Genomic DNA, 22513 nt, shown 5'->3' on the forward strand with positions numbered 1-22513 from the left:
CGGTTTGCTTGAGTCGATCGCTTCACGCCAAAGACGCTAACGCCTGCCACTGACAATCGGCCTCGACGCCTGTCTCGCCTGTGGATAACTCGAGGCTCCTCGCCCGGCCACCTTCCCCGAATCCCTTGGAAACACTGGGAAAAGTGGCTCTGGACACTCCATAAGAATGGATGTTCGATTTTGGTGTCAAGCGCACCACGCGGGTCGTCGCGCCTCGACTACCGTGACTCCGCATGACCCACACGGCGATCGAGATCAGCGCGGAGCTGATCATGGAGCTGCTCCACGAGCAGCACCCCGACCTGGCCGAGCACCCCGTGAGACTCGGCGCCCGCGGGTGGGACAACCAGCTGTGGCGGCTCGGCGACGACCTCGCCGTCCGGCTGCCCTGGGCCACGGAGTCCGCGGACGCCCTGCTGCGCAAGGAGCACGCCTGGCTCCCCGCGCTCGCCCCGCTCCTTCCCTTGCCGGTTCCTGTTCCCCAGCGCCTCGGTGAGCCCTCCGAGCGGTTCCCCCACCCCTGGATCGTCACCACGTGGGTACCGGGCTCGCCTGCCGACCGGGCCCCTGCCACCGCCGCCGAGTCGGCCGACACCCTGGCCGCCTTCCTGACCGTTCTCCACCGGCCGGCCCCCGAAGGGGCGCCCACCGGCCGCGACCGTGGCCGTGGGGGCCCGCTGGCCGACCATGCCGAGGAGTTCACCCGACAGCTCACCGAGGCCACCCAGCGCGGCCTGATCCCCGATCCGGACGCCGTCCGCGCGATCTGGGAGGACGCCGCCGGTGCGCCGGAGTGGTCGGGACCGCCACTGTGGCTCCACGCCGACCTGCATCCGGCCAACGTCCTCACCGCGGACGACACGTTCTGCGGTGTGATCGACTTCGGTGACCTCCGCGCGGGCGATCCCGCCTGCGACCTCGCCGCCGCTTGGCTGCTGCTGCCGGACGGCGCCACCGAACGCTTCCACAGCGCCTATCGGCCGACCCCCGACGCCGCCACTCTGCGCCGCGCCCGCGGGTGGGCCGTGATGAAGGCCCTGGTGTGCATCCTCATCGGGCACGCCGGCGACCACGGCCACCCCGGCGGCAAACCCTCCTGGGGGCCGCCCGGACACGCCTCGCTGCGTCGTCTCGTCGCGTCGGCCGTGCACTGACGCACGCGTACTCCCCGCGTCGTACGGCGAGTGTCTTCGGCCGGACGACGACCACGAGGGCCCATGTGACGAGTCTTGTCCCCATGGCCACCCACACGAACCGAGGCCGAGTCCCGATCCGCCGACCCGCCGAGCGCCTCTGCTACGCGATCGGCGTGGTCCTGGTCGCGTCCGGCCTCGTGCACCTCGTCGTCTTCGCAGTCGACGGCGGCCCCTGGTACGGGCCTGTCTCCTGGCGCAAGCCCATCACGTTCGGGCTCTCCTTCGGCCTGACGCTCATGGCCATCACCTGGGTGACGTCGTACCTCAGGGTCGGCGCCCGGCTGCGCAGCGCCCTGCTCGTGGTGTTCGCTGCGGACTGCGTCCTGGAGGTCGCCGGAATCACCCTTCAGGCGTGGCGCAAAGTACCGTCGCATCTCGACATGGAGACCGCGTTCGACAGCGTCGTCTCCATGTCCCTCGCGGTGGGCGGCGGCATCCTGGTGGTGCTCCTGGCGTCCTTCGCCGTCGTGTCCTTCAGGAACCGGCCGAGCGGCCCTACGGGGATGCCCCTCGCCGTGCGCACCGGGTTCGCCGTCCTTCTGGTGGCCCTCGCGTCCGGCGCGGCGATGATCGCGCGCGGCGTCGTCCTGACCCGGACCGGGCACCAGGAAGCGGCCTACCGCTCGACGGCCGCTCTCAAGCCGCTGCACGGTGTCAGCCTGCACGCGGTGCTGGTGCTTCCGGTCCTGGCCTGGCTCATGTCCCGCACGGCCTGGAGCGACCGCCTCAAACTGCGCGTCATGTACCTGGCGGTCGGCTGCTACGCGGCCGCTGTGCTCGCGTCCGCGCTCTGGGCCGCCTTCACGTACTGAGGCGAACCAGAACTACTGGTCCCCGGCCGCTACTGGTCCCCGGAATCCGGTTCCTTCACAACACGTCGCATCCGCACCCAGAGAGACTCCCCGCGTCTGCGATGCCCGTGCACGCGCGGGTCGTCGGTGACGTCGTAGCGCTTCACGTACGCCCCCAGGAACGCCTGCAGCGTCGCGACGGCCGGGATCGAGATCAAGGCACCGACGGCCCCCAGGAGCGCGGTGCCCGCGATGACCGAACCGAACGCGACCGCCGGGTGGATGTCCACCGTCTTCGCGGTCAGCTTCGGCTGCAGCACGTAATTCTCGAACTGCTGGTACACGACCACGAAGACGAACACCCACAGCGCGTACCAGGGGTCCACCGTGAAGGCGATCAGCATCGGCAGGGCGCCCGCCAGGTACGTGCCGATGGTCGGGATGAACTGCGAGACGAGGCCCACCCACACGGCGAGCACGGGCGCGTACGGGACGCCGAGCGCCGCGAGCAGGACGTAGTGCGCGATCCCCGAGATCAACGCCATGAGGCCACGCGAGTAGAGATAGCCACCGGTCTTGTCGACGGCGATCTCCCAGGCGCGCAGCACCTCGGCCTGCTTGGCGGGCGGCAGGACCGAGCACAGCGCACGCCGCAGGCGCGGGCCGTCGGCGGCGAAGTAGAACGAGAACAGCAGAATCGTCAGAAGCTGGAACAGCCCGCCGAGCACCTGCGTGGAGACGTCCAGGACGCCGGTGGCACTGTTCTGGACGTACTTCTGGAGCCAGTCCGAGTGCAGCACACTGTCCTGCACCTCGACCCTGTTGAGTTCTGTGTGGAACGTGTCGTTGACCCAGCTGATGACCTGGTCGAGGTACTTCGGAAAGTCGTCGAACATGTCCACGATCTGGCCCGCGAGCATCGACCCTAGAAGCACGACGAAACCCGCGCTCACGGCCATCACCGCGAGGAACACCAGGAAGGTGGCGAAGCCCCGGCGCAGCCCGCGCGCCGCCATCCTGCTGACCGCGGGCTCCACGGCGAGCGCCAGGAAGAACGCGATCAATACGTTGGTCAGCAGCCCGATCAGCTGGTGGAAGGCCCAATAGCCCAGCTGAAAGCAGGCGATGAGGGCCAGGGCGAGCACCATGGCGCGCGGCAGCCAGCGCGGCATCCCCGCGCGCGGGGTCGGCGCCGAGCCCGGCGGCCGCTCGGGCGGCGTCGTGCCGGGCGGCGCGGCGTCGTCCGCCACCTGGAAGGTTTCGTCTGTCGGTGCCACGCTGCCAGTCTCGCCCACGCCGCCGACAATCGTCGGCCGCCCCGGTTCCGTCACCCTTCAGCGCTTCTCGGCCGGTACGTCCATCGAGGTGCACACGACACGCCAGACGTCCTTGGCCTCCCAGCCCGCGTCGAGCGCCTCGTGGACCGTTCGCCCGCCGAGCCCCGCCATCACATGATCACGCGCGAATGTGTCGGCGTAACCGGATCCGAAGTGATCCGTCATTCGCTGCCAGAAGACCGTCAACCGCATGCGTCCAGTATCCCGCCCCTGAGAGTGCAGCCGTGCCCGGGAGGCTTGTCGAGAACGCTTTCCGTCCTACGGTCGGTGCATGGCCGAAACCGGAGCTTCCCCACTCCCCCCGTCGCCCCCGGCACGCTCCCCGCTCTCCCGTGCCGAGACATTCATCTGGCTGACCGCACGCGTCCTTGAACAGCGCCGCTTCGCCTATCACTTCCTGGACGGTTCACCCACGGCGGCCGACGCCGTCGAGACGGCGCTGGACGCGTACCGCAACGATGACGAGGGGTACGGCCTGGCCCTCGAACCGGACCTCCGCGGCCCGGTCAGCCAGCCCCTGCACACCGGACACGCACTGCGCGTCCTCGACTCGATCAGGCGGTGCTCCGGGCAGCGCGTGGAGCGGGTGTGCCGCTACCTGACCGCCGTCTCCACCCCGGAAGGCGCGCTTCCTGCGGTGCGTCCCAGCCAACGCGGCTACCCCTGCGCCCCGTTCGTCCCAGTGGTGGACGACCCGCCGAGTGAGCTGCTGGCCACCGGGCCCGTCGTCGGCCTGCTGCACCGCAACGAGGTCTGGAACGCCTGGCTGTTCCGGGCCACCGACTTCTGCTGGTCGGCCGTCGAATCCCTGAAGACGTCCCACCCGTACGAGGTCCAGGCCGCGGTCGCCTTCCTGGACGGCGCACCCGACCGTCCGCGCGCGCGGGTCGCCGCCGACCGGCTCGGCCGCCTCGTGCGTGAGCAGCGGCTCGCGGTGCTCGATCCGGAGCGCAGGGAGGACTACCCGGTCGCGCCCGGCTACGCGCCGCAGGAGCACCACTTCCCGTACGACTTCGCCAAGGCGCCCGAGTCGCTGGCCCGCTCCTGGTTCACCGACGAGGAGATGGCCCGTTCGCTCGACCATCTGGTCAGCGAGCAGCAGGAGGACGGCGGTTGGCCGATCAACTGGCGCCAATGGGCACCGGCGATCGCCATGGAGGCACGCCCCATGGTGACCATCGACGCACTGCGTACGCTGCGCGCCTACGGACGTTCCTTGTAGTGCCGCCCCTTGTAGGGCCTCCGCCCGTAGGGCCGCCGTCGTGCGGCGACCCTTGGCAGTACCGCGTTCCCGCTCAGTGATCCGCGTCGCGCAGGAGCAACGCCGCGATGGCCAGAGCCGTGCCGCGCGGTGAGGACAGTTCGATGCCGGTCCACTCGGCGACCTTCGCCAGCCGGTTGTCGACCGTGTTCGGGTGCAGCCCGAGTGCCTCGGCGGTGGCCCTGCGGTCCTGTTGGTGGGTCAGGTGCGTACGGAGCGTCTCCAGGAGTTCCGGCCGCTCGGCGACAGGGTCGAGGAGGGCGGCGATGAGGTGACTGCTCTCGTTCCGCCGGGAGAGGTGGTACTCGAGCAGGACGTCGTCGAGTCGGTGCAGGCCCGGCGGCAGGCCGCACGCGCGCGTGATGCGCAGGACGTCGGTCGCGGTGCGGGCCGCCTCGGGTATGAGCTCAGGGCCGTCCGCCCGCACAGCGGCCACCCGTACGGGCAGGCCGCACGCCCGGCTCAGATGGTCCGGCAGATCGTCGGGCGGAGGGCAGTCCTTCGGGACGACGACCCGTCCCCCTTCGTCGTCCAGGAGGGTGAGCACAGCCGCACCGAAGGTGCGGTCCAGGACGCTCTGTAGGCGGCGCAGCCGGCGGCGCACCGCGACGGGCCCCTCCGAGGGAGCCGCGTCCGTGCCCAGTGCGAGCACGTGGGCAGGCCCCGTGAGCCGGAGCTGGTCGAGGAGGACGTGTCCGGGCGGCACCATCCCGTCGAGCAGCCCGCGCACCAACGACCGCCGCTGCGCGTGCCGTTCGGCCTCCAGGGCGGACCGCTCGTCCAGATACGTCTCGGCGACCGATCCGACGACTCCGGGCTGTGCCCGCAGCAGGAGGTCGACCAGCTCGACGAGGGCCGCCTCGTCGCCGGGCCCCGCCGCCTCGCGCAGCGCCCGCCACAGGACGTAGGAGCCGAGCGCGTGCGTACGCAGCAGGAGGTGCAGCGGCATGCCCTCCTCGGCGCGCTGAGCGGCCCTCTCGCGGAACAGCCGGTGGCTTCCGGGCTGCTGCGTGTCCGGGTCGTCGACGTGGCGCAGGAACAGCCGTACGCCGTACCGCGCGGTCGCCGCGACCTCCAGGTCCTTCACGTCGTCCGGCAGTTCCGCGTAGCCGGGGAGTTCCTCGAAGGCCTCCCTGGCCATGCGCCGCGCCAGTTCGTTGACGCGCGGCTCGCAGCGCGCGGCAAGAGAACGCGCTTCCGGGGACAACGGCACGGGGGCCTCCACCGACGTCGGCTACAGGGCGCCCCATTGTGACGCGTCACAGCTCTGGGACGACCGGGATGTGACGCCAAGTGCTGTTCCGGGCCTCCCCGTGCGCCTTGACTCGGGTAACGCCGAAAGTCGCCCCTACCCGGAGGAGCCGCACCCATGACCGAGCACAACACCGCACCGGAGACAGCCTCGCGGAAGCCGCTGGACTACGCCGCCTACGCGGACCGGGTCTGGCAGGGGTCGGAGACGCTGCTTCCGCACCTCTCGGGCGCCTATACGGGGGACGAGCTGGTGCGGCTGAGCCCGCGAGTGGGCTTCTTCCCCGCCTTCGCCAACGTGACCGTCTTCGACACCGGTGACGGCGCGGTGCTCGTCGATTCGGGCGACTTCCGTACGGCGGCGCAACTGCACACGGCGGTCCAGGGGTTCGGGGCGGGCCCGGTGCGCTCCGTGGTGTACACACACGGCCACGTGGATCACGTCTTCGGAGTGTTCCCCTTCGACAAGGAGGCGGAGACCACCGGCACCGCACGCCCCGAGGTGGTTGCGCACGAGGCCGTGTCCGCCCGCTTCGACCGCTACATCAGGACGGCCGGCTACAACTCATGGATCAACCGGCGGCAGTTCGGCGTGCCCTCCCTGGAGTGGCCCACCACGTACCGCTACCCGGACACCGTCTACCAGGACCGGCTGACGTTCCGACGCGGCGAGTTGACCTTCGAGCTCGTCCACGCGCGCGGGGAGACCGATGACCACACCTATGTGTGGGTGCCTGAACTCAAGGCCCTGTGCACGGGCGACCTGTTCATCTGGAACACGCCGAACGCGGGCAACCCGCAGAAGGTGCAGCGCTACCCCGAGGACTGGGCGCGGGCCCTGCGCTCCATGCAGGAACTGGGCGCGGAGCTGCTGCTGCCGGGCCACGGCGTGCCCATCATGGGAGTCGAACGCGTCAACCGCGCCCTGGACGACACCGCGCGCTTCTTGGAGTCGCTCTGCGAGCAGACGAGGGAGCTGATGAACGCGGGTCACCGGCTCGACACGGTCATCCACGAGGTGAAGGTCCCCGAAGAGCTGCTGTCCCGCCCGTACCTCCACCCCGCCTATGACGAGCCGGAGTTCGTCGTCCGGAACCTGTGGCGCCTGTGGGGCGGCTGGTACGACCAGAACCCGGCCCACCTCAAGCCCGCCCCGGAGGCGGCCGTCGCGGCCGAGTACGCGCGCGCGGCGGGCGGCGCCGTGGCGCTGGCCGAGCGGGCAAGGGAGTTGCTCGCTGCGGGCGACGCACGGCTCGCCTCACACCTGGCGGAAACGGCGGCCCTGGCGGCCCCCACTGACCTCGAAGTGGCACGCACGCGTGCCGAGGTGTACGCCCAGCGGGCCGGCAAGGAGACCTCGACCATGGCCCGCGGAGTCTTCGCCTGGGCGGCCGCCGAGTCCGCCGCGGTGGCCGAAAGCACGGACGTGGCCACGGAGTTGACGCGCTCCCCCGAGGGCCGCAAGCGCGCCGGGGGCTCGATCAGCGTCGGCGTGGTCGACGACGAGGACGGATGCTGCTGATGCGCGGGGCATGGCGCACCACATGGCTCCTGCTCGCCTTCATGGTGGTGAACTTCGCGGACAAGGCGGTTCTGGGGCTCGCCGGTCCGGAGATCCGGGCGGACTTCGGCATCACCCGCCAGGAGTTCGGCACCGCGCAGTCGGCGTTCTTCGCACTGTTCTCGGTCGCGGCGCTCGGCGTCTCGGCCCTCACGAAGCGGGTGCGCACGACTCCGTTGCTCCTGGGGCTCGCCCTGCTGTGGTCGGCGGCGCAGCTGCCGATGCTGTGGGGCGCGGCCGGCTTCGGCGCGCTCGTGGCCACCCGCGTCCTTCTGGGCGCCGCCGAGGGACCGGCGGCGCCGGTCGCGATGCATCACGTGCACGGCTGGTTCCCGCAGCGCGAGCGGGCGCTGCCGACCGCGCTGCTGCTCGTCGGCGCCGCGGCCGGGGTCGCGGTGGCCGCGCCCGCACTGAGCTGGGTGATCACCCACTGGGGCTGGCGCTGGTCGTTCGGCGCGGTGGGTCTGGCCGGCCTTGTCTGGGCGGCTGTATGGCGCCTGTGGGGCAAGGAGGGCCCCCTGGCCCCGAGCCTCGGCAAGGAGGCGGGACAGGCGCCGCAGGACAGCCTCACGGTGCCGCTGCGCCGCGTCCTGCTGTCACCCGCGTTCCTGACCGCGGCCTTCGGGTCGTTCGCGGCGTACTGGTCGATGAGTGCGACGCTCACCTGGGCGCCGGACTACATGGAGAACGTCATGGGCTGGGATCTGCACCAGGCGAGCACCATGGTCGGCGCGGGCGCCGTCGCCCATGGTGTCGTCCTCCTGGTGCACGGCCTGCTGGCGCGACGCGCGGCTCTGAAGGGCACGCCGCCCCGACTCCCCGTAGGCGCGGGTGCGGGTCTCCTTGTCGCACTCTCTGGCTGCGCGACCGCGCTGTTCGGCCTGTCCGACTCGCAGGCCGTGAAGGTGCCGATGATGCTGGGGCCGATGGCGCTCGCCATGGTGATGCTCACGGTCGCGGCGACGGCCTGTTCCCGTATCGCGCCGCCGGTTCAACGGGGCACGGTGCTCGGCGTGTTGACGTGCGTCTACGCCCTCGGGGGCATCGTCTCGCCGCTCGTCCTGGGGCGCTTGGTGGACGGCGCCGCCACCGTGTCGGCGGGCTACGAGCACGGCTGGCTGCTGACCGCGGCCCTCCTGGTCGCGGGCGGTGTCCTCGCGGCCGTCTTCTGCCGCCCCGAGCGCACGGCGGAGCGGCTCGGGGTCCCGGAGACCCCTGCCGCCCTCCCCGCGCACCAGGTCACCCCGTAAGTGCGCGCACCCCTGCGGTGACCACCACGGCCACCGCGACCACCACCAGGAACGGCGCCCGCAGCACGAGCGCCAGGGCGGCCGCGGCGAGCCCGGCCGCCCTGGCGTCCACGACCAGCACGCGCCCGTCCGCGAATGTCTGCTGCGCCGTGAGCGCGGCCAGCAGCGCCACCGGGAGCAGCGCCGAAAGACGCTTCACCATGGGCCGTTCCAGGGCGCCCGCGGGCACCAGCAGGCCGATCAGTTTCACGGCGTAGCAGCCGACCGCGGTGACCGCGATGGCGATCCAGACGTTCAACGGTCTTCTCCTTGTGGTGCGTCTTGTGGTGCGTCGGACGCCGCGGCGCGGCGGCGCCCCTCTATGTAGAGCGCGGCCGGGGCCGCGAGGGCGGCCACGAGCACCGGCACGCCGGCCGGCAGCACGGGAAGCAGGCCGAGGCCCAGAAGCACGGCGAGGCCCGCGACGGTCCGCTCCGTAGTCGACTTCAGCATCGGTGCGAGCAGCGCCAGGAACACCGCGGGCCCGGCCGCGTCGAGCCCCCAGGCGTCGGTGTCGCCGATGGCCGAGGCGCCCAGGGCACCGAGCAGCGTGGTGAGGTTCCACAGCACGTACAGGGTCAGTCCGGTGACGGTGAACCCGAGCCGCACACTGCGCCGGTCTGGCTGCGCCAGCGCGACGGCCGATGTCTCGTCGATGACCCAGTGCGCAGCGAACGGCCGCACCACGCGCGGGAGAGCGAGCAACTGGGACAGGCGCAGTCCGTAGAACGCGTTGCGCACGCCCAGGAAGAACGCTCCCGCGGCGGCGGTGAGCGGATTGCCGCCGGCCGCGAGCGCCCCGACGAGCGCGAACTGCGACGCCCCCGTGAAGACGAGCAGGCTCAGCGCGCACGTCTGCAGCACGCTGAGCCCGCTCCCCGCTGAGGTCACTCCGAAGGCGAATCCGGAAAGCCCCACCGCGACGCCGACACCGAGCGCGTCACGGACGACGGCGGAGTCCGGCTTGCCTACCACGCCGTCCCGCCCGGACCCGGCCTCAGGCCCGGTCCCGGGAGAGTCTGCCTCTGCTCCACGTATGTCTGTGGATGTTGTCTTGTCTGCCACGCCTCGCACGGTACGAGGAGGGACGAGTCCTGTTCTTGTACGTTCTTGCGCTCGCGCTGGTACGCGCCCGGCGGCACCCCGACGATCCGGGTGAAGTGCCTGTTCAGGTGCGGCTGGTCGGTGAAGCCGAGGGCCACGGCGGCATCGGCGGGCGCCGTCCCCGCCTCCAGGAGCCGTCGTGCCACGCGCACCCGCGCGTTGGTGAGCCAGGTGTGCGGCGGCATCCCGTACGTGTCACGGAAGGCGCGCAGCAGCGCGAAGGGGCTGGTGCCCAGCTCGGCCGCGAGGGCTTCCAGGGACGGCGGGTCCGCCAGGCGCGTTTCGAGGAGCTCACGCGCACGGTCCGCTGCCGTGGCCCCGGCGGATCGCCTGGGCCGCGCCGCCGGGGAGGTCCCGTGGGCCCGCAGCAGCCGGGCGAGCACGATCCTGAGGAGGCTGTCGGCGGCCAGCGCGTTGCCCTGCTCCGCCGCCCGGTGCACCTCGTTGATCATCTGCGAGGCCTGTGGGTCGGTGATGATCGATTCACCGAAGACCGTGGTGCCGCGCGCCGTGCCGGTCTCCGCGGCGATCTCGGCGATGACCCCGGCGGAGGGGTAGAGGGTGGCGTACGCCCAGCCGTCGGGGCCTCCCGCACGCGCCGTGTGCGCCACTTCCGGATTGAGCATGACGACGGTCCCGGGGCCCGCGTTCAAGGTCCCGTCGGGCAGGCCGATGGCCTCGATCCCACGCGTGACCGCGCCGATCACGAAGCCGTCGTGGCTGTGGCGCGGGAAGGTGTGCCGGACGTAGCGGGCCCGCAGCAGGTCGAGCCCCGGCAGCCGCTCATATCGCCAGTGCCGCGCCCATTCGCCCTCCGCCGGTGTCCGTGCCATGGCCCCATTCTGCGTCAGGGCCCCTCGACGAACCACCCGTTTCCGCAGGTCACCGCCATTGTCAGTGGTGGGGTGCAGGATGGGGGCATGGTCAGGTCCAGGCAAGGGGCCCACAACGCCTCGCAGGCCCTCAGTGGCTTCTCCCCCGCGACCCGCGGTTGGTTCACGGGGGCCTTCTCCGCGCCCACAGCCGCGCAGGCCGGTGCGTGGAAGGCGATCGGCGAGGGCTCGGACGTGCTGGTCGTCGCGCCCACCGGCTCGGGCAAGACGCTCGCCGCGTTCCTCGCGGCGCTCGACCAGCTCGCGTCGACACCCCCTCCGGCCGACCCGAAGAAGCGCTGCCGTGTCCTGTACGTGTCGCCGCTGAAGGCCCTCGCGGTGGACGTGGAGCGCAATCTGCGCAGCCCGCTCACCGGCATCCGCCAGGAGGCCGTCCGCCTGGGGCTGCCCGAGCCCGAGGTGAAGGTCGGCATCCGCTCGGGCGACACCCCGCCCGCCGAGCGCCGCGCGCTCGCCACGCGCCCGCCGGACATCCTCATCACGACCCCCGAGTCGCTGTTCCTGATGCTGACGTCGGCCACGCGCGACGCGCTGGCGGGCATCGACACGGTGATCCTGGACGAGGTGCACGCGGTGGCGGGCACCAAGCGCGGCGCCCACCTGGCCCTCTCCCTGGAGCGGCTGGACGAGCTGCTGCCCCGCCCGGCCCGCCGCATCGGCCTGTCCGCGACGGTCCGGCCGGTCGACGAGGTGGCGCGTTATCTCTCGCCGCAGCGCCGAGTGGAGGTCGTCCAGCCACCGTCCGGCAAGGAGTTCGACCTGTCGGTGGTCGTCCCCGTGGAGGACCTCGGCGAGCTCGGCGGCTCCCCGGTGGCCGATTCCGACCAGGGAGCCGAGCGCCCCTCGATCTGGCCCTCCGTGGAGGAGCGGATCACGGACCTGATCGAGGCCCATCGCTCGACGATCGTGTTCGCCAACTCCCGCCGCCTGGCCGAGCGCCTGTGCAACCGTCTGAACGAGATCGCGTACGAGCGCGCCACCGGTGAGCCCCTTCCCGAGGCCCATTCCCCGGCCGAGTTGATGGCGGAGTCGGGCGCCGCGAAGGGCGCTCCCCCGGTCATCGCGCGTGCCCACCACGGTTCGGTCTCCAAGGAGCAGCGCGCGCTGGTCGAGGAGGACCTGAAGGCGGGCCGGCTGCCCGCCGTGGTCGCCACGTCGAGCCTTGAGCTGGGCATCGACATGGGCGCGGTCGACCTCGTCGTCCAGGTGGAGTCGCCCCCGTCCGTCGCGTCGGGCCTGCAGCGCGTGGGCCGTGCGGGCCACCAGGTGGGCGCGGTTTCCACGGGGGTCGTGTTCCCGAAGTACCGCGGTGACCTGGTGCAGTCGGCGGTCGTGACGGAGCGCATGCGGTCGGGCGCCATCGAATCCCTGCGCCTCCCGGCGAACCCGCTGGACGTGCTCGCCCAGCAGCTGGTCGCGATGACGGCCCTGGACACCTGGCAGGTCGACGACCTGCTGGCGCTGGTCCGCCGCGCCGCCCCTTTCTCCTCCCTGCCCGAGTCCGCCTTCACCGGCGTGCTCGACATGCTGGCGGGCCGCTACCCCTCCGACGCCTTCGCCGAGCTGCGGCCGCGCGTCGTCTGGGACCGCGTCGCCGGCACCGTCACGGGCCGCCCCGGGGCGCAGCGCCTCGCCGTCACGTCTGGAGGCACGATCCCCGACCGTGGCCTCTTCGGCGTCTTCCTCGCGGGAGCCGATCCCAAGAAGGGCGGCGGCCGGGTCGGCGAGCTGGACGAGGAGATGGTCTACGAGTCCCGCGTCGGGGACGTCTTCACGCTGGGCACCAGCTCCTGGCGCATCGAGGACATCACGCGCGACCGGGTCCTCGTCTCGCCCGCCCCTGGCGTCCCCGGCCGCCTCCCGTTCTGGAAGGGCGACCAGCTGGGCCGCCCGCTCGAACTGGGCCGTGCGCTGGGCGCGTTCCTGCGCGAGGTCGGCTCCCAGAAGCCCGAGGACGCGCGCGTGCGCCTCACCTCGGCGGGGCTCGACGAGTGGGCCGCGAACAACGTCCTGTCGTATCTCGCGGAGCAGCGCGAGGCGTGTGGCCACATCCCCGACGACCGAACGATCGTGGTCGAGCGGTTCCGGGACGAGCTGGGCGACTGGCGGGTCGTCGTCCACTCCCCGTTCGGCGCCCAGGTGCACGCTCCGTGGGCACTCGCCCTCGGCGCCCGGCTCAGCGAGAAGTACGGCATGGACGCCCAGGTGATGCACGCCGACGACGGCATCGTGCTGCGCCTGCCGGACGCCGACCTGATGGGCCTGGACCTCCTCGACCAGGAGCCCGCCAAGCCTGGCATGGAGTACGACGACGAGCAGGCACCGATCGGAGCGGCCGACGTCGCCTTCGACAAGGGTGACGTGGACCAGATCGTCACCGACCAGGTGGGCGGCTCCGCCCTGTTCGCCGCGCGCTTTCGCGAGTGCGCCGCCCGCGCGCTGCTGCTGCCCCGCCGCAACCCCGGCAAGCGCACCCCGCTGTGGCAGCAGCGTCAGCGCGCGTCCCAACTGCTCCAGGTGGCGAGCGAGTTCGGCTCGTTCCCCATCGTCCTGGAAGCGGTCCGCGAGTGCCTCCAGGACGTCTTCGACGTACCGGGCCTCGCCGAGCTGATGGGCGACATCGAGTCCCGCAAGGTCCGCCTCGTCGAGGTCACCACCCCGGAGGCCTCCCCCTTCGCCCGCTCGCTGCTCTTCGGCTACGTGGCGCAGTTCCTGTACGAGGGCGACTCCCCGCTGGCCGAGCGCCGCGCGGCCGCGCTGTCCCTGGACTCCCGCCTGCTCGCCGAGCTCCTCGGCCAGGCCGAGCTGCGCGAGCTGCTCGACGCGGAGGTCCTCGCCGACCTGGAGCAGGAGCTGCAGTGGCGCACGGAGGACCGTCGCGTCAAGGACGAAGAAGGCGTCGCGGACCTGCTGCGCCTCCTCGGACCGCTCACGGACGAGGAGTTGACCGAGCGGGGCGCAGAGCCCGGCTGGGCCGAGAGCCTGGCGGGTGCCCGGCGCGCCATCCGCGTACGGATCGCGGGAACCGAGCACTGGGCGGCGATCGAGGACGCGGGCCGCTTGCGCGACGCCCTGGGCACGGCGCTTCCGGTCGGCGTCCCCGAAGCATTCACCGAGCCGGTCAAGGATCCGCTCGGCGACCTCCTGGCCCGCTACGCCCGCACACACGGCCCGTTCACCTCCACGCAGGCGGCGGCCCGCTTCGGCCTCGGCGCCGCGGTCACGGAGGGCGCGCTCCAGCGCCTGGCCGCGGGTGGCCGAGTCGTGCAGGGCGAGTTCCACCCTGCGGGCATCGGCCAGGAGTGGTGCGATGCCACGGTCCTGCGCAGGCTGCGCCGCCGCTCGCTGGCCGCGCTGCGCCACGAGCTGGAGCCGGTGCCGCCCGCGGCGCTCGCCCAGTTCCTGCCCCAGTGGCAGCACGTGGGCGGACACGGCCTGCGCGGGGTCGACGGCCTGGTCCGGGCCGTCGAACAGCTTCAGGGCGCCTCGGTACCGGCCTCCGCCCTGGAGAAGCTCGTCCTGCCCTCGCGCGTCTCCGGCTACGCGCCCGCCCTCCTCGACGAACTCACGGCATCCGGCGAAGTCCTGTGGGCCGGCGCGGGCTCACTGCCCGGCAAGGACGGCTGGGTCAGCCTCTACCTGGCCGACACGGCCCCCCTGCTCCTCCCACCCCCGCACCCTTTGGAGCTCACGCCGCTGCATCAGGCGGTCCTGGACGCACTCTCCGGCGGCTACGGCTTGTTCTTCCGCCAGATCGCCGACCTGGTCCGCGCCGCCCCTCTCCTCCAAGATCTCGAAGGTCAGAGAGGTGTCCCCTTCGAGGTCACCGATCCCCAACTGGCCGATGCCCTCTGGGAGCTGGCCTGGTCGGGCCGCCTGACGAACGACACGCTGGCCCCGATGCGCGCCGTCCTCGGCTCCGGCCGCACCGCGGGCTCCACCGCGCACCGCGCCCGCAGAGCCGTGCCTCGCGGCCGCTACGGAGGCCTCACCGCGGGGGCCCGACCCACGTCACGCACCGGCCCGCCCACCGTCGCGGGACGCTGGTCGCTGCTGCCCGGCCAGGAGCCCGACCCGACCGTGCGCGCCCACGCCCTGGCCCGCACGCTCCTCGACCGCCACGGAGTGGTCACCCGGGGAGCGGTCGCAGCCGAAGGCGTCGAGGGCGGGTTCTCGGCGACGTACCGGATCCTGTCCGTCTTCGAGGAGAGCGGCCAGGCACGGCGCGGCTACGTGGTGGAGGGCCTCGGCGCGGCCCAGTTCGCGATGGACGGCGCCGTGGACCGCCTGCGCGCTGCGGCGAGCGCGCAGGAGCGCGGCGCCGCGCCCCCGGATCCGTACGCACCGGTCGACGCCCCCACCGACAAGGGCAGGACCACCGCGCCCCGCGCCCTCGTCCTGGCGGCGGCCGATCCGGCCAACGCGTACGGGGCAGCCCTGCCCTGGCCGGATCCCCCCACCGGCGCCGGCCACAAGCCGGGACACAAGCCGGGCCGCAAGGCGGGCTCCCTCGTTGTCCTGGTCGACGGCGAGCTGACGCTCTACATGGAGCGCGGCGGCAAGACCCTCCTGGCCTGGTCCGCATCCGACCCGGCCCACTCCGCCCCTGCCTCTGCCTCTGCTTCCGCCTCCGCCTCCGAAGCGGCCGGCACCACGACCGGAGCGCGCCCCCAGGGCCCCGCCCTCACACCCGCCCGGATCGCGGAGGACCCCCGTATGCCCGCCGCCGCGCAGGCGCTCGCCGAGGCGGCCCGCTCCGGCGCCCTCGGCACCATCACGGTCGAGCGCGTCAACGCGGAATCCGCTCTCACCTCCCCGTACGCCCCTCTCCTGGAAGGAGCCGGATTCCACGCGACACCACGCGGCCTGCGCCTGCGCGCGTGACGGCACCCCCGTACGCCGTCCGCCCGCCTACCCTGGACGCCATGCCCGAAGGAGACACGGTCGCGCAGGCGGCGAAGCGGCTGCACGGCGCCCTCGCGGGCCATGTGCTCACCCGCTCCGACCTGCGCGTCCCCCGGTACGCCACGGCGGATCTCACCGGGCGCACGGTCCTCGACGTCACCCCGCGCGGCAAGCATCTGCTGACCCGGATCGAGGGCGGTCTCACCCTGCACTCGCACCTGCGGATGGACGGCTCGTGGAAGGTGTACGCGCCGGGCGAGCGCTGGCGCGGCGGCCCGACCCACCAGATCCGCGCGATCCTCGGCACCGAGGCCCGCACCGCGGTCGGGTACCGGCTCCCGGTCCTGGAACTGCTGCGCACCACCGAAGAGTTCAAGGCCGTCGGCCATCTGGGCCCGGACCTCCTCGGCCCGGACTGGGACCCCGACACCGCGCTGCGCAACCTCCTCGGCGACCCCGCCCGCCCCCTCGGCGAGGCCCTCCTCGACCAGCGCAATCTCGCGGGCATCGGGAACATCTACAAGTCCGAGCTCTGCTTCCTCCTGCGCGTCACCCCGTGGCTCCCGGTCGGCGAGCTGCCCACCGAGGCCGCCGACCTCCTCCCGCTCCTCGCGAAGAAGTTGCTCGAGGCCAACCGTGACCGCCCGGCCCGCGTCACCACAGGCCGCCCCCGCCCCGACGAGCGCGTCTACGTCTACGGCCGCACTCACCGCCCCTGCCTGCGCTGCCGCACGCCCATCCGCACGGCCGACCAGGGCGACGGCTCCCGCGAACGCCCCACGTACTGGTGCCCGCACTGCCAACAGGGCCCCGCCCCCACGGCGTAACCGGCCCGCACACCTCCACCGCTCATCCGCACCAAAACACAACCGCCGCACAGCAATTGACGACCCGTCAGGCACCTTCGTACGGTACCTGCATGCCCCTCACCGCGTACGACCTCACCGGACGCACCGCATTCGTCACCGGCGCGGCGAGCGGCATCGGCCGCGCGTCGGCGACGCTCCTCGCGCAGGCGGGAGCCACCGTCCACTGCGCCGACCGCGACACACAAGGCCTGCACGAGACCGCGGCCCTCATCAAGGAGAACGGCGGCACGGCCCACACCCACACCGTCGACGTGTCCGACCGCGCCCAGATCGCGGAAGCCGTCGCGAGCGCGACGACCACCTCGGGCGGCCTCGACATCATGGCCGCCATCGCCGGAGTCATGCACAACAGCACGGTCCTGGAGACCCGCGAAGAGGACCTGGACCGCGTCCTCGCCATCAACTTCAAGGGCGTCCTGTACGCATGCCAGGAGGCGGCCCGCACCATGATCGCGGCCGGCACCCGCGGCAGCATCGTCACCATGGCGTCCGGGGCGGTCGACACCGGCGGCCCGGGGCTGCTCTGCTACGGCGCGGCGAAGGCCGCCGTCGTCCAGCTCACGAAGACGCTCGCCACGGAGATCGGCGCGCACGGCATCCGCGTCAACGCGGTGGCGCCGGGCTGGATCCGTACGCCGATGACGACCCGCCACGACGAGAGCGCACAGGCCCACACCGAGGCCCTGATGGTGCGCATGTCACCGCTCGGCCGGGTCGGCGAGGCGGAGGACATCGCGCACGCGGTGCTGCACCTGGCCTCGGACGCCGCATCCTTCACGACGGGCCAGATCCTCCGCCCGAACGGAGGCGTCGCCATGCCCTGGTGACCTGCCGCCACACCCCGCCTGCGGCCTCGCGCCCGGCGCGCACGGCGCGTGTCCGTACGCGCCGCGCGCCGTGCCTCCCGGGTGCCCCGGCCACACCGGCCGCCCGCGCCTTCGGCAGCGCGTGCACCGGCAACAGGCTGAGCCCCCACCCCCCGGCGACGAGCGCCCCTTCGAACACCCCGGCGCCCGGCGCGAAAGCGAGCCGCAGGGCGCCCCACCACCACAGCGCCCCGCACACGACAGCCGGCGCCCACCGGAGCATCCGCCGCCCAGCCCATGCCACCGACCGCTCACCTCCGCCCGACGACGTCCGGACCAACGGACCACGACCACAGCCAATCTGCCCCGAGCCGTCGGCGCCACGCCCAGGAGCGCGCGGGGCACCGAAGCGCCGGGACCCTCAGCCCCGGTTCTCCGCCTGGAACATCCAGTGATGCTTCTCGAGGTCGGCCGTGATCCCGATGAAGATGTCCTGGCTCACGGGATCCGGGTCGCCGGTGGCGTCCACCCGCGCGCGCATCCGCGCGATGACCGCGCCGAGCGCGTCCACGAGCGTCCCCACCGCGTCCGTGTCCTTCACCCAGCCGTCGGGGGCCACTCCCACGCCGCTGGTGTCCGCCACGGTCTTCGCACGACCGTCCGGCGGGACACCCAGCGTCGAGGCCCGCTCGGCCACCGTGTCGGAGTGCTGCCGCGCGGTGTCCACGACCTCGTCGAGCTGAAGGTGCACGGACCGGAACCGCGGACCGACCACGTTCCAGTGCACCTGCTTCGCCACGAGGGACAGGTCCACCAGATCCACGAGCGCACCTTGCAGCGCTTCACCCACGGTCTTCAGGTCGGCATCGGGCAGCGGGCTCTTCATGACGTCCATACGTCACCTCCGTATCGAAACCACCATCAACCATGGCACACATGACCTATTACGGACACATCGCCCCCACCCCTCACCCGCACACACCCAGAACGCAGACTCAGAACACGCACCCGAAACGCACAGCAGAAAGCCCCGACCGATCTTCTCGGCCGGGGCTTCCCCACATTTGAACTGGGCTCACTCAGAGCACTGAGCGCAGGCGCTACGCCGCTACGACGTCCACAGCCTCCGCAGGCGCCTTTATCGTCACGCGTTCCGGCGGGACACCGGCCACGGAGACGGAATTGAGCATCGGACGAACCGGTGCGGGCACCGGCTCCGACGGGACCGCTGCTGCCGACTCGGCCAGCTCGGCGAGGGCGAGCTCATCGCTCACCTCGCGCATCAGCTCGGACATCCGTACGTCAAGCGCGTCGCAGATCGCGGAGAGCAGCTCGGAGGAAGCCTCCTTCTGCCCCCGCTCCACCTCGGAAAGATAGCCGAGCGAGACTCGGGCGGACGAGGAGACTTCGCGCAGAGTACGGCCCTGGCGCTGGCGCTGCCGACGCAGCACGTCACCCAGCAGGCGACGGAGCAGAATCATCGGTGGCTCCCTCCTCGGACCGCGTAGCCGCATCCTTCACGCCCCACCGTACCGCCTCGTGCCGCGGCCGTGCGGGGAGCGATGTCGTGTTCACTCAGGGCTGCAAACATCAAAACCCCCCGTTCTGTTCCGTATCCTGTGCCCGCGCTTTCCCGGTGCGTTCACCGGAATGCGCTCCGACCAGCTCTTCGACGAGCAGCCCGAGCACGCTCCGTACACTCTCCCTACGGATTTCCGTCCGGTCGCCGTTCAATCGCAGGGCGGCCACTTTGTGGCTACCAGCGAAATCGGCCGCACCTTCGGAATGATCAGCTCCCGGCCCCGCCACAGCCACGTACACGGTCCCGACCGGCTGCCCGTCCTGCGGCTCCGGCCCCGCTACGCCGGTCGTGGCGACGCCCCAGTCCGCGCCCAACGCCTCCCGCACCCCGGCCGCCATGGCCAGCGCGACCTCGGGATGCACCGGCCCGTGCGCGGCGAGCAGCTGCGCGTCGACGCCGAGCAGCTGGTGCTTGAGCTCGGTCGCGTACGCCGTGACAGAGCCGCGGAAGGCCTTGGAGGCCCCCGGCACCGCCACGAGCTCCGCGGCCACCAGGCCCCCGGTGAGCGACTCCGCGACGGCGAGGGTCTCCCCCCGCTCCGTCAACAGGCGCAGCGCCTCGACCGCCTCGTACGTCACTTCTCGGCAGCCTCCGCGGACGCCCGCGCCGCCGCCCTGGACTCGGCGAGACCCGCGCGCCGCAGCACGACGGCCTGCCGTACGTAGTCGAGCCCGGTCACCACCGTGAGCGCGACGGCGACCGCCATCACCCACCAGCGCATCGTCGCGAGCGGCCCGGTCAGCGCCAGGATGTACATGCCGACGGCCGTGCCCTGCGCAAGCGTTTTCATCTTGCCGCCACGGCTGGCCGGAATGACGCCGTAGCGAATGACGATGAAACGCAGCAGCGTGATCCCGAGCTCGCGCCCGAGAATGACACCGGTCACCCACCACGGAAGATCACCGAGCGACGAGAGACAGATCAGCGCGGCGCCCATGATCGCTTTGTCGGCGATGGGGTCGGCGATCTTTCCGAAATCGGTGACCAAGTTGTACGAACGCGCCAGATGCCCGTCAAAGACATCCGTGATCATCGCAACGGCGAAAGCCGCCCATGCCCAGGCCCGCCACGCCGGGTCGTACCCGCCGCCGGCCAGCATGAGCGCCACGAACCCCGGCACAAGAAGGAGCCGGATCATGGTCAGGATGTTCGCGATGTTCCACAGGCTCGCCTGATTGACGGCCGCAGTACCCAGCTTGCTTCCGGGCGACGGCCTGCCGGTCCCGCCCGCAGCGGACGCCGGGACTCCGGTCATCTGTCCGCCTCCTCAGCGATCTCCAGCGGCTCGGCCACGAGATCGACACCTTCGGTGCCGACCACCTTCGCCTCGACGATACGGCCGATCGTCAGACCGGCGCCGCTCGTGAGCCGCACCTGTCCGTCGGTCTCGGGGGCCTGGTGGGCACCGCGCCCGACCACACCGTCCTCCTCGTCGACGGACTCGACGAGCACCTGCACGGTCTCGCCCACGCGCTCCTCGGCGCGCTGCGACACGAGCTGCTCGGCGAGCCGGGACAGGCGCGCGAGGCGCTGCGCGACGACCTCCTCATCGAGCTTGTCCTCGTACGTCGCCGCTTCCGTGCCCTCCTCGTCGGAGTAGCCGAAGACGCCGATGGCGTCCAGGCGCGCGCCGTTCAGGAAGCGCTCCAGCTCCGCGTAGTCGGCCTCGGTCTCGCCGGGGAAGCCCACGATGAAGTTCGACCGGACACCTGCCTGCGGCGCCTTGGCCCGAATGGTGTCCAGCAGCTCGAGGAAGCGGTCCGTGTCACCGAAGCGCCGCATCGCGCGCAGCACGCCGGGCGCCGAGTGCTGGAAGGAGAGGTCGAAGTACGGGGCGACCTTGTCCGTCCCCGTCAGGACGTCGATCAGGCCAGGGCGCATCTCGGCGGGCTGCAGGTAGCTGACCCGCACCCGCTCGATCCCGTCGACCCCGGCCAGCTCGGGCAGCAGGGACTCCAGGAGCCGGATGTCGCCCAGGTCCTTGCCGTACGACGTGTTGTTCTCGGAGACCAGCATGATCTCCTTCACGCCCTGCTCGGCGAGCCAGCGCGTCTCGTTCAGTACGTCGCTGGGGCGGCGCGAGATGAACGAACCGCGGAACGACGGGATGGCACAGAACGAGCACCGCCGGTCGCACCCGGAGGCCAGCTTCACGGACGCCACAGGGTTGCCGTCGAGCCGGCGCCGCAGCGGCGCACGCGGCCCGGACGCGGGCGCGAGTCCGTCGGGAAGGTCCGCGGGAGCGTGCCCCGGCAGCGCGATCCCGGAGCCCGCCTCCTGGCGCTCGGCCGGGCTGATCGGCAGCAGCTTTCGGCGGTCGCGCGGGGCGTGCGCCTCCACGTTGCCCCCGGACAGGATCGTCTGGAGGCGGCCGGAGATGTCCTCGTAGTCGTCGAAACCGAGCACGCCGTCGGCCTCGGGCAGCGCCTCGGCGAGCTCCTTGCCGTAGCGCTCGGCCATGCAGCCGACCGCGACCACCGCCTGCGTTCTGCCATGGCTCTTGAGGTCATTGGCTTCAAGGAGGGCGTCGACGGAGTCCTTCTTCGCGGCCTCCACGAAGCCACAGGTGTTCACGACGGCGACATCGGCTGCGTCGGCGTCCTCGACGAGCTCCCAGCCGTCCGCCTCCAAGCGGCCTGCGAGCTCCTCCGAGTCCACCTCGTTACGGGCGCAGCCAAGGGTGACAAGTGCGACGGTACGGCGTTCGGGCATGGAATCAAGACTACTTCGTCCCACCGACAGCCCTCGCCGCGAGGGGTTACCGCCGGATCTCCGGCCTCAGCCGACCTCAGCCGACCTCGGGGTCACCCTTCGTGTAGGACAGCCGCTCGACCTGGCCGGCCTTGAACTCGTCCTCGATCTGCTTGCCGTTCACATACAGCTTGATCGGGCCCGCGTCACCGAGGACGAGGTCGATCTTCTTGTTGTCCTGGAAGGTCTTCGTCTGGCCGTCCTGGAGCAGCCCGTCGAACATGATCCGCCCGTTGTGGTCCTTGGCGGAGATCCAGCTGCGGCCGTCCGCCGCGCTGATCTTGACGGTGACCTTGTCCGCCGGGGCCGCGGCGATCGCGCTGTCGGTCGGGTCCGGCTTCGGGTCGGTCGGCTTCTTGGTGCTGGGGCTCGGCTTCGTCGTGGGCTTGCTGGTCGCCGGGGTGGAGCCCTCCGCGGCCTGCTGCTGGCCGCCGTCGCTGTCGCCGCCGCTGAAGGCGGTGTAGCCGACGAAGGCGATGACCGCGACGATCGCGGCGACCATGGCCGCCGTCCAATTGGGCCGGCGCGGCTCGGAGCGGATCCGCTCGGTTTCGAACAGCGGCGTGGCCGGCGTCGGCGCGGGACCCCCGCCGTGCTCGTCGCCGTACTGCTCGAGCAGCGGCTCGGGGTCGAGGCGCACGGCACGCGCGAGCGTACGGATGTGGCCACGTGCGTAGACGTCACCACCACAGCGCGAGAAGTCGTCTTGTTCGATGGCTTGCACGATCGGGATGCGCACCCGGGTCGACTGGCTGACCTCGTCGACGGTCAGGCCCGCGTCGACGCGTGCCTGCTGGAGGGCACGACCGATCGACGGCCGGTCGTCGTCCGCGTGCGGGATGCGGTCTTCCGAAGGGCGGTCGTCTTCAGGGGAGTTGCCGATGGACACGAGGGCGCCTTTCGAGCGTGTAGCCACC

At 71.8% G+C, this 22513-nt stretch carries 21 protein-coding genes; 8 read left to right on the plus strand and 13 right to left on the minus strand.

Annotated features, from left to right (window positions below; genetic code table 11):
- Window positions 1-233: 233 nt before the first annotated feature.
- Window positions 234-1154: an aminoglycoside phosphotransferase family protein gene (locus tag ACP4E5_RS14510; protein WP_425828708.1), complete on the plus strand. Its 921-nt coding sequence runs from the start codon at window positions 234-236 to the stop codon at window positions 1152-1154.
- A gap of 83 nt (window positions 1155-1237) precedes the next feature.
- Window positions 1238-2008, plus strand: coding sequence for a hypothetical protein (locus ACP4E5_RS14515; RefSeq protein WP_425828710.1), 771 nt, complete (start codon window positions 1238-1240; stop codon window positions 2006-2008).
- Window positions 2009-2037: 29 nt separating this feature from the next.
- On the opposite strand, the gene ACP4E5_RS14520 is transcribed toward ACP4E5_RS14515, so the two are convergent.
- Together ACP4E5_RS14520 and ACP4E5_RS14525 are read right to left on the minus strand one after the other, a co-directional pair.
- Window positions 2038-3264 (minus strand): AI-2E family transporter, encoded by a 1227-nt coding sequence (locus ACP4E5_RS14520; protein WP_425828712.1) that lies wholly within the window; start codon window positions 3262-3264, stop codon window positions 2038-2040.
- Between the two features lie 57 nt (window positions 3265-3321).
- Window positions 3322-3516 (minus strand): DUF3046 domain-containing protein, encoded by a 195-nt coding sequence (locus ACP4E5_RS14525; protein WP_425828714.1) that lies wholly within the window; start codon window positions 3514-3516, stop codon window positions 3322-3324.
- Between the two features lie 79 nt (window positions 3517-3595).
- Between ACP4E5_RS14525 and ACP4E5_RS14530 the strand changes: the two genes are divergently transcribed.
- Complete coding sequence (locus ACP4E5_RS14530; RefSeq protein ID WP_425828716.1) at window positions 3596-4546, plus strand: hypothetical protein; 951 nt, start codon at window positions 3596-3598, stop codon at window positions 4544-4546.
- A gap of 73 nt (window positions 4547-4619) precedes the next feature.
- On the opposite strand, the gene ACP4E5_RS14535 is transcribed toward ACP4E5_RS14530, so the two are convergent.
- Window positions 4620-5798, minus strand: coding sequence for a PucR family transcriptional regulator (locus ACP4E5_RS14535; RefSeq protein WP_425828718.1), 1179 nt, complete (start codon window positions 5796-5798; stop codon window positions 4620-4622).
- A 156-nt stretch (window positions 5799-5954) separates the two neighbouring features.
- Here ACP4E5_RS14535 and ACP4E5_RS14540 point away from each other — a divergent pair, with 156 nt between their 5' ends.
- Both ACP4E5_RS14540 and ACP4E5_RS14545 read left to right on the plus strand, forming a co-directional pair.
- Window positions 5955-7358 (plus strand): alkyl sulfatase dimerization domain-containing protein, encoded by a 1404-nt coding sequence (locus tag ACP4E5_RS14540; RefSeq protein WP_425828720.1) that lies wholly within the window; start codon window positions 5955-5957, stop codon window positions 7356-7358.
- Complete coding sequence (locus tag ACP4E5_RS14545) at window positions 7349-8647, plus strand: MFS transporter (RefSeq protein ID WP_425828722.1); 1299 nt, start codon at window positions 7349-7351, stop codon at window positions 8645-8647. Before ACP4E5_RS14540 ends, ACP4E5_RS14545 begins: the two co-directional genes overlap by 10 nt.
- On the opposite strand, the gene ACP4E5_RS14550 is transcribed toward ACP4E5_RS14545, so the two are convergent.
- Genes ACP4E5_RS14550 through ACP4E5_RS14560 form a run of 3 tightly spaced genes read right to left on the minus strand, consistent with a single transcriptional unit; the run spans window position 8637 to window position 10623 of the window.
- The gene (locus tag ACP4E5_RS14550; RefSeq protein ID WP_425828724.1) at window positions 8637-8945 is read right to left on the minus strand and encodes an AzlD domain-containing protein; all 309 of its coding nucleotides are present in this window, start codon (window positions 8943-8945) and stop codon (window positions 8637-8639) included. The two genes, ACP4E5_RS14545 and ACP4E5_RS14550, sit on opposite strands and share 11 nt — an antisense overlap.
- A complete protein-coding gene (locus ACP4E5_RS14555; protein ID WP_425828725.1) occupies window positions 8942-9751 on the minus strand; it encodes an AzlC family ABC transporter permease in 810 nt (269 codons plus the stop codon). The genes ACP4E5_RS14550 and ACP4E5_RS14555 overlap by 4 nt, the downstream gene beginning before the upstream one ends.
- A complete protein-coding gene (locus tag ACP4E5_RS14560) occupies window positions 9655-10623 on the minus strand; it encodes an AraC family ligand binding domain-containing protein (protein WP_425828727.1) in 969 nt (322 codons plus the stop codon). The genes ACP4E5_RS14555 and ACP4E5_RS14560 overlap by 97 nt, the downstream gene beginning before the upstream one ends.
- Window positions 10624-10710: 87 nt before the next feature.
- On the opposite strand from ACP4E5_RS14560, the gene ACP4E5_RS14565 reads away from it, so the two are divergent.
- From ACP4E5_RS14565 to ACP4E5_RS14575, 3 genes are all read left to right on the plus strand, one after another.
- Window positions 10711-15567: an ATP-dependent helicase gene (locus ACP4E5_RS14565; protein WP_425828729.1), complete on the plus strand. Its 4857-nt coding sequence runs from the start codon at window positions 10711-10713 to the stop codon at window positions 15565-15567.
- A 41-nt stretch (window positions 15568-15608) separates the two neighbouring features.
- On the plus strand, window positions 15609-16415 hold the full coding sequence (locus tag ACP4E5_RS14570) for a DNA-formamidopyrimidine glycosylase family protein (RefSeq protein ID WP_425828731.1): 807 nt from the start codon (window positions 15609-15611) through the stop codon (window positions 16413-16415).
- 92 nt (window positions 16416-16507) lie between these two features.
- The gene (locus tag ACP4E5_RS14575) at window positions 16508-17284 is read left to right on the plus strand and encodes an SDR family NAD(P)-dependent oxidoreductase (protein ID WP_425828733.1); all 777 of its coding nucleotides are present in this window, start codon (window positions 16508-16510) and stop codon (window positions 17282-17284) included.
- On the opposite strand, the gene ACP4E5_RS14580 is transcribed toward ACP4E5_RS14575, so the two are convergent.
- From ACP4E5_RS14580 to ACP4E5_RS14610, 7 genes are all read right to left on the minus strand, one after another.
- Window positions 17232-17546 carry a hypothetical protein gene (locus ACP4E5_RS14580; RefSeq protein WP_425841336.1) on the minus strand — a complete coding sequence of 105 codons (315 nt, stop codon included), beginning with the start codon at window positions 17544-17546 and terminating at the stop codon, window positions 17232-17234. The genes ACP4E5_RS14575 and ACP4E5_RS14580 overlap by 53 nt on opposite strands.
- A 138-nt stretch (window positions 17547-17684) precedes the next feature.
- Complete coding sequence (locus tag ACP4E5_RS14585) at window positions 17685-18158, minus strand: Dps family protein (protein ID WP_425828735.1); 474 nt, start codon at window positions 18156-18158, stop codon at window positions 17685-17687.
- A 205-nt stretch (window positions 18159-18363) separates the two neighbouring features.
- Window positions 18364-18744 carry a helix-turn-helix domain-containing protein gene (locus ACP4E5_RS14590; protein ID WP_188336490.1) on the minus strand — a complete coding sequence of 127 codons (381 nt, stop codon included), beginning with the start codon at window positions 18742-18744 and terminating at the stop codon, window positions 18364-18366.
- Window positions 18745-18853: 109 nt separating this feature from the next.
- Entirely contained in the window at window positions 18854-19423 is a 570-nt protein-coding gene (locus tag ACP4E5_RS14595; protein WP_425828738.1) for a CinA family protein, read from the minus strand.
- Window positions 19420-20100: a CDP-diacylglycerol--glycerol-3-phosphate 3-phosphatidyltransferase gene (pgsA, locus tag ACP4E5_RS14600; protein ID WP_425828740.1), complete on the minus strand. Its 681-nt coding sequence runs from the start codon at window positions 20098-20100 to the stop codon at window positions 19420-19422. The genes ACP4E5_RS14595 and pgsA overlap by 4 nt, the downstream gene beginning before the upstream one ends.
- A complete protein-coding gene (gene rimO / locus ACP4E5_RS14605) occupies window positions 20097-21557 on the minus strand; it encodes a 30S ribosomal protein S12 methylthiotransferase RimO (RefSeq protein ID WP_425828742.1) in 1461 nt (486 codons plus the stop codon). Before rimO ends, pgsA begins: the two co-directional genes overlap by 4 nt.
- A gap of 76 nt (window positions 21558-21633) precedes the next feature.
- Window positions 21634-22485 (minus strand): helix-turn-helix domain-containing protein, encoded by an 852-nt coding sequence (locus tag ACP4E5_RS14610; RefSeq protein WP_425841339.1) that lies wholly within the window; start codon window positions 22483-22485, stop codon window positions 21634-21636.
- Between the last annotated feature and the right edge of the window lie 28 nt (window positions 22486-22513).

This window comes from Streptomyces fractus, assembly GCF_049844455.1.
GTDB lineage: Bacteria > Actinomycetota > Actinomycetes > Streptomycetales > Streptomycetaceae > Streptomyces > Streptomyces fractus.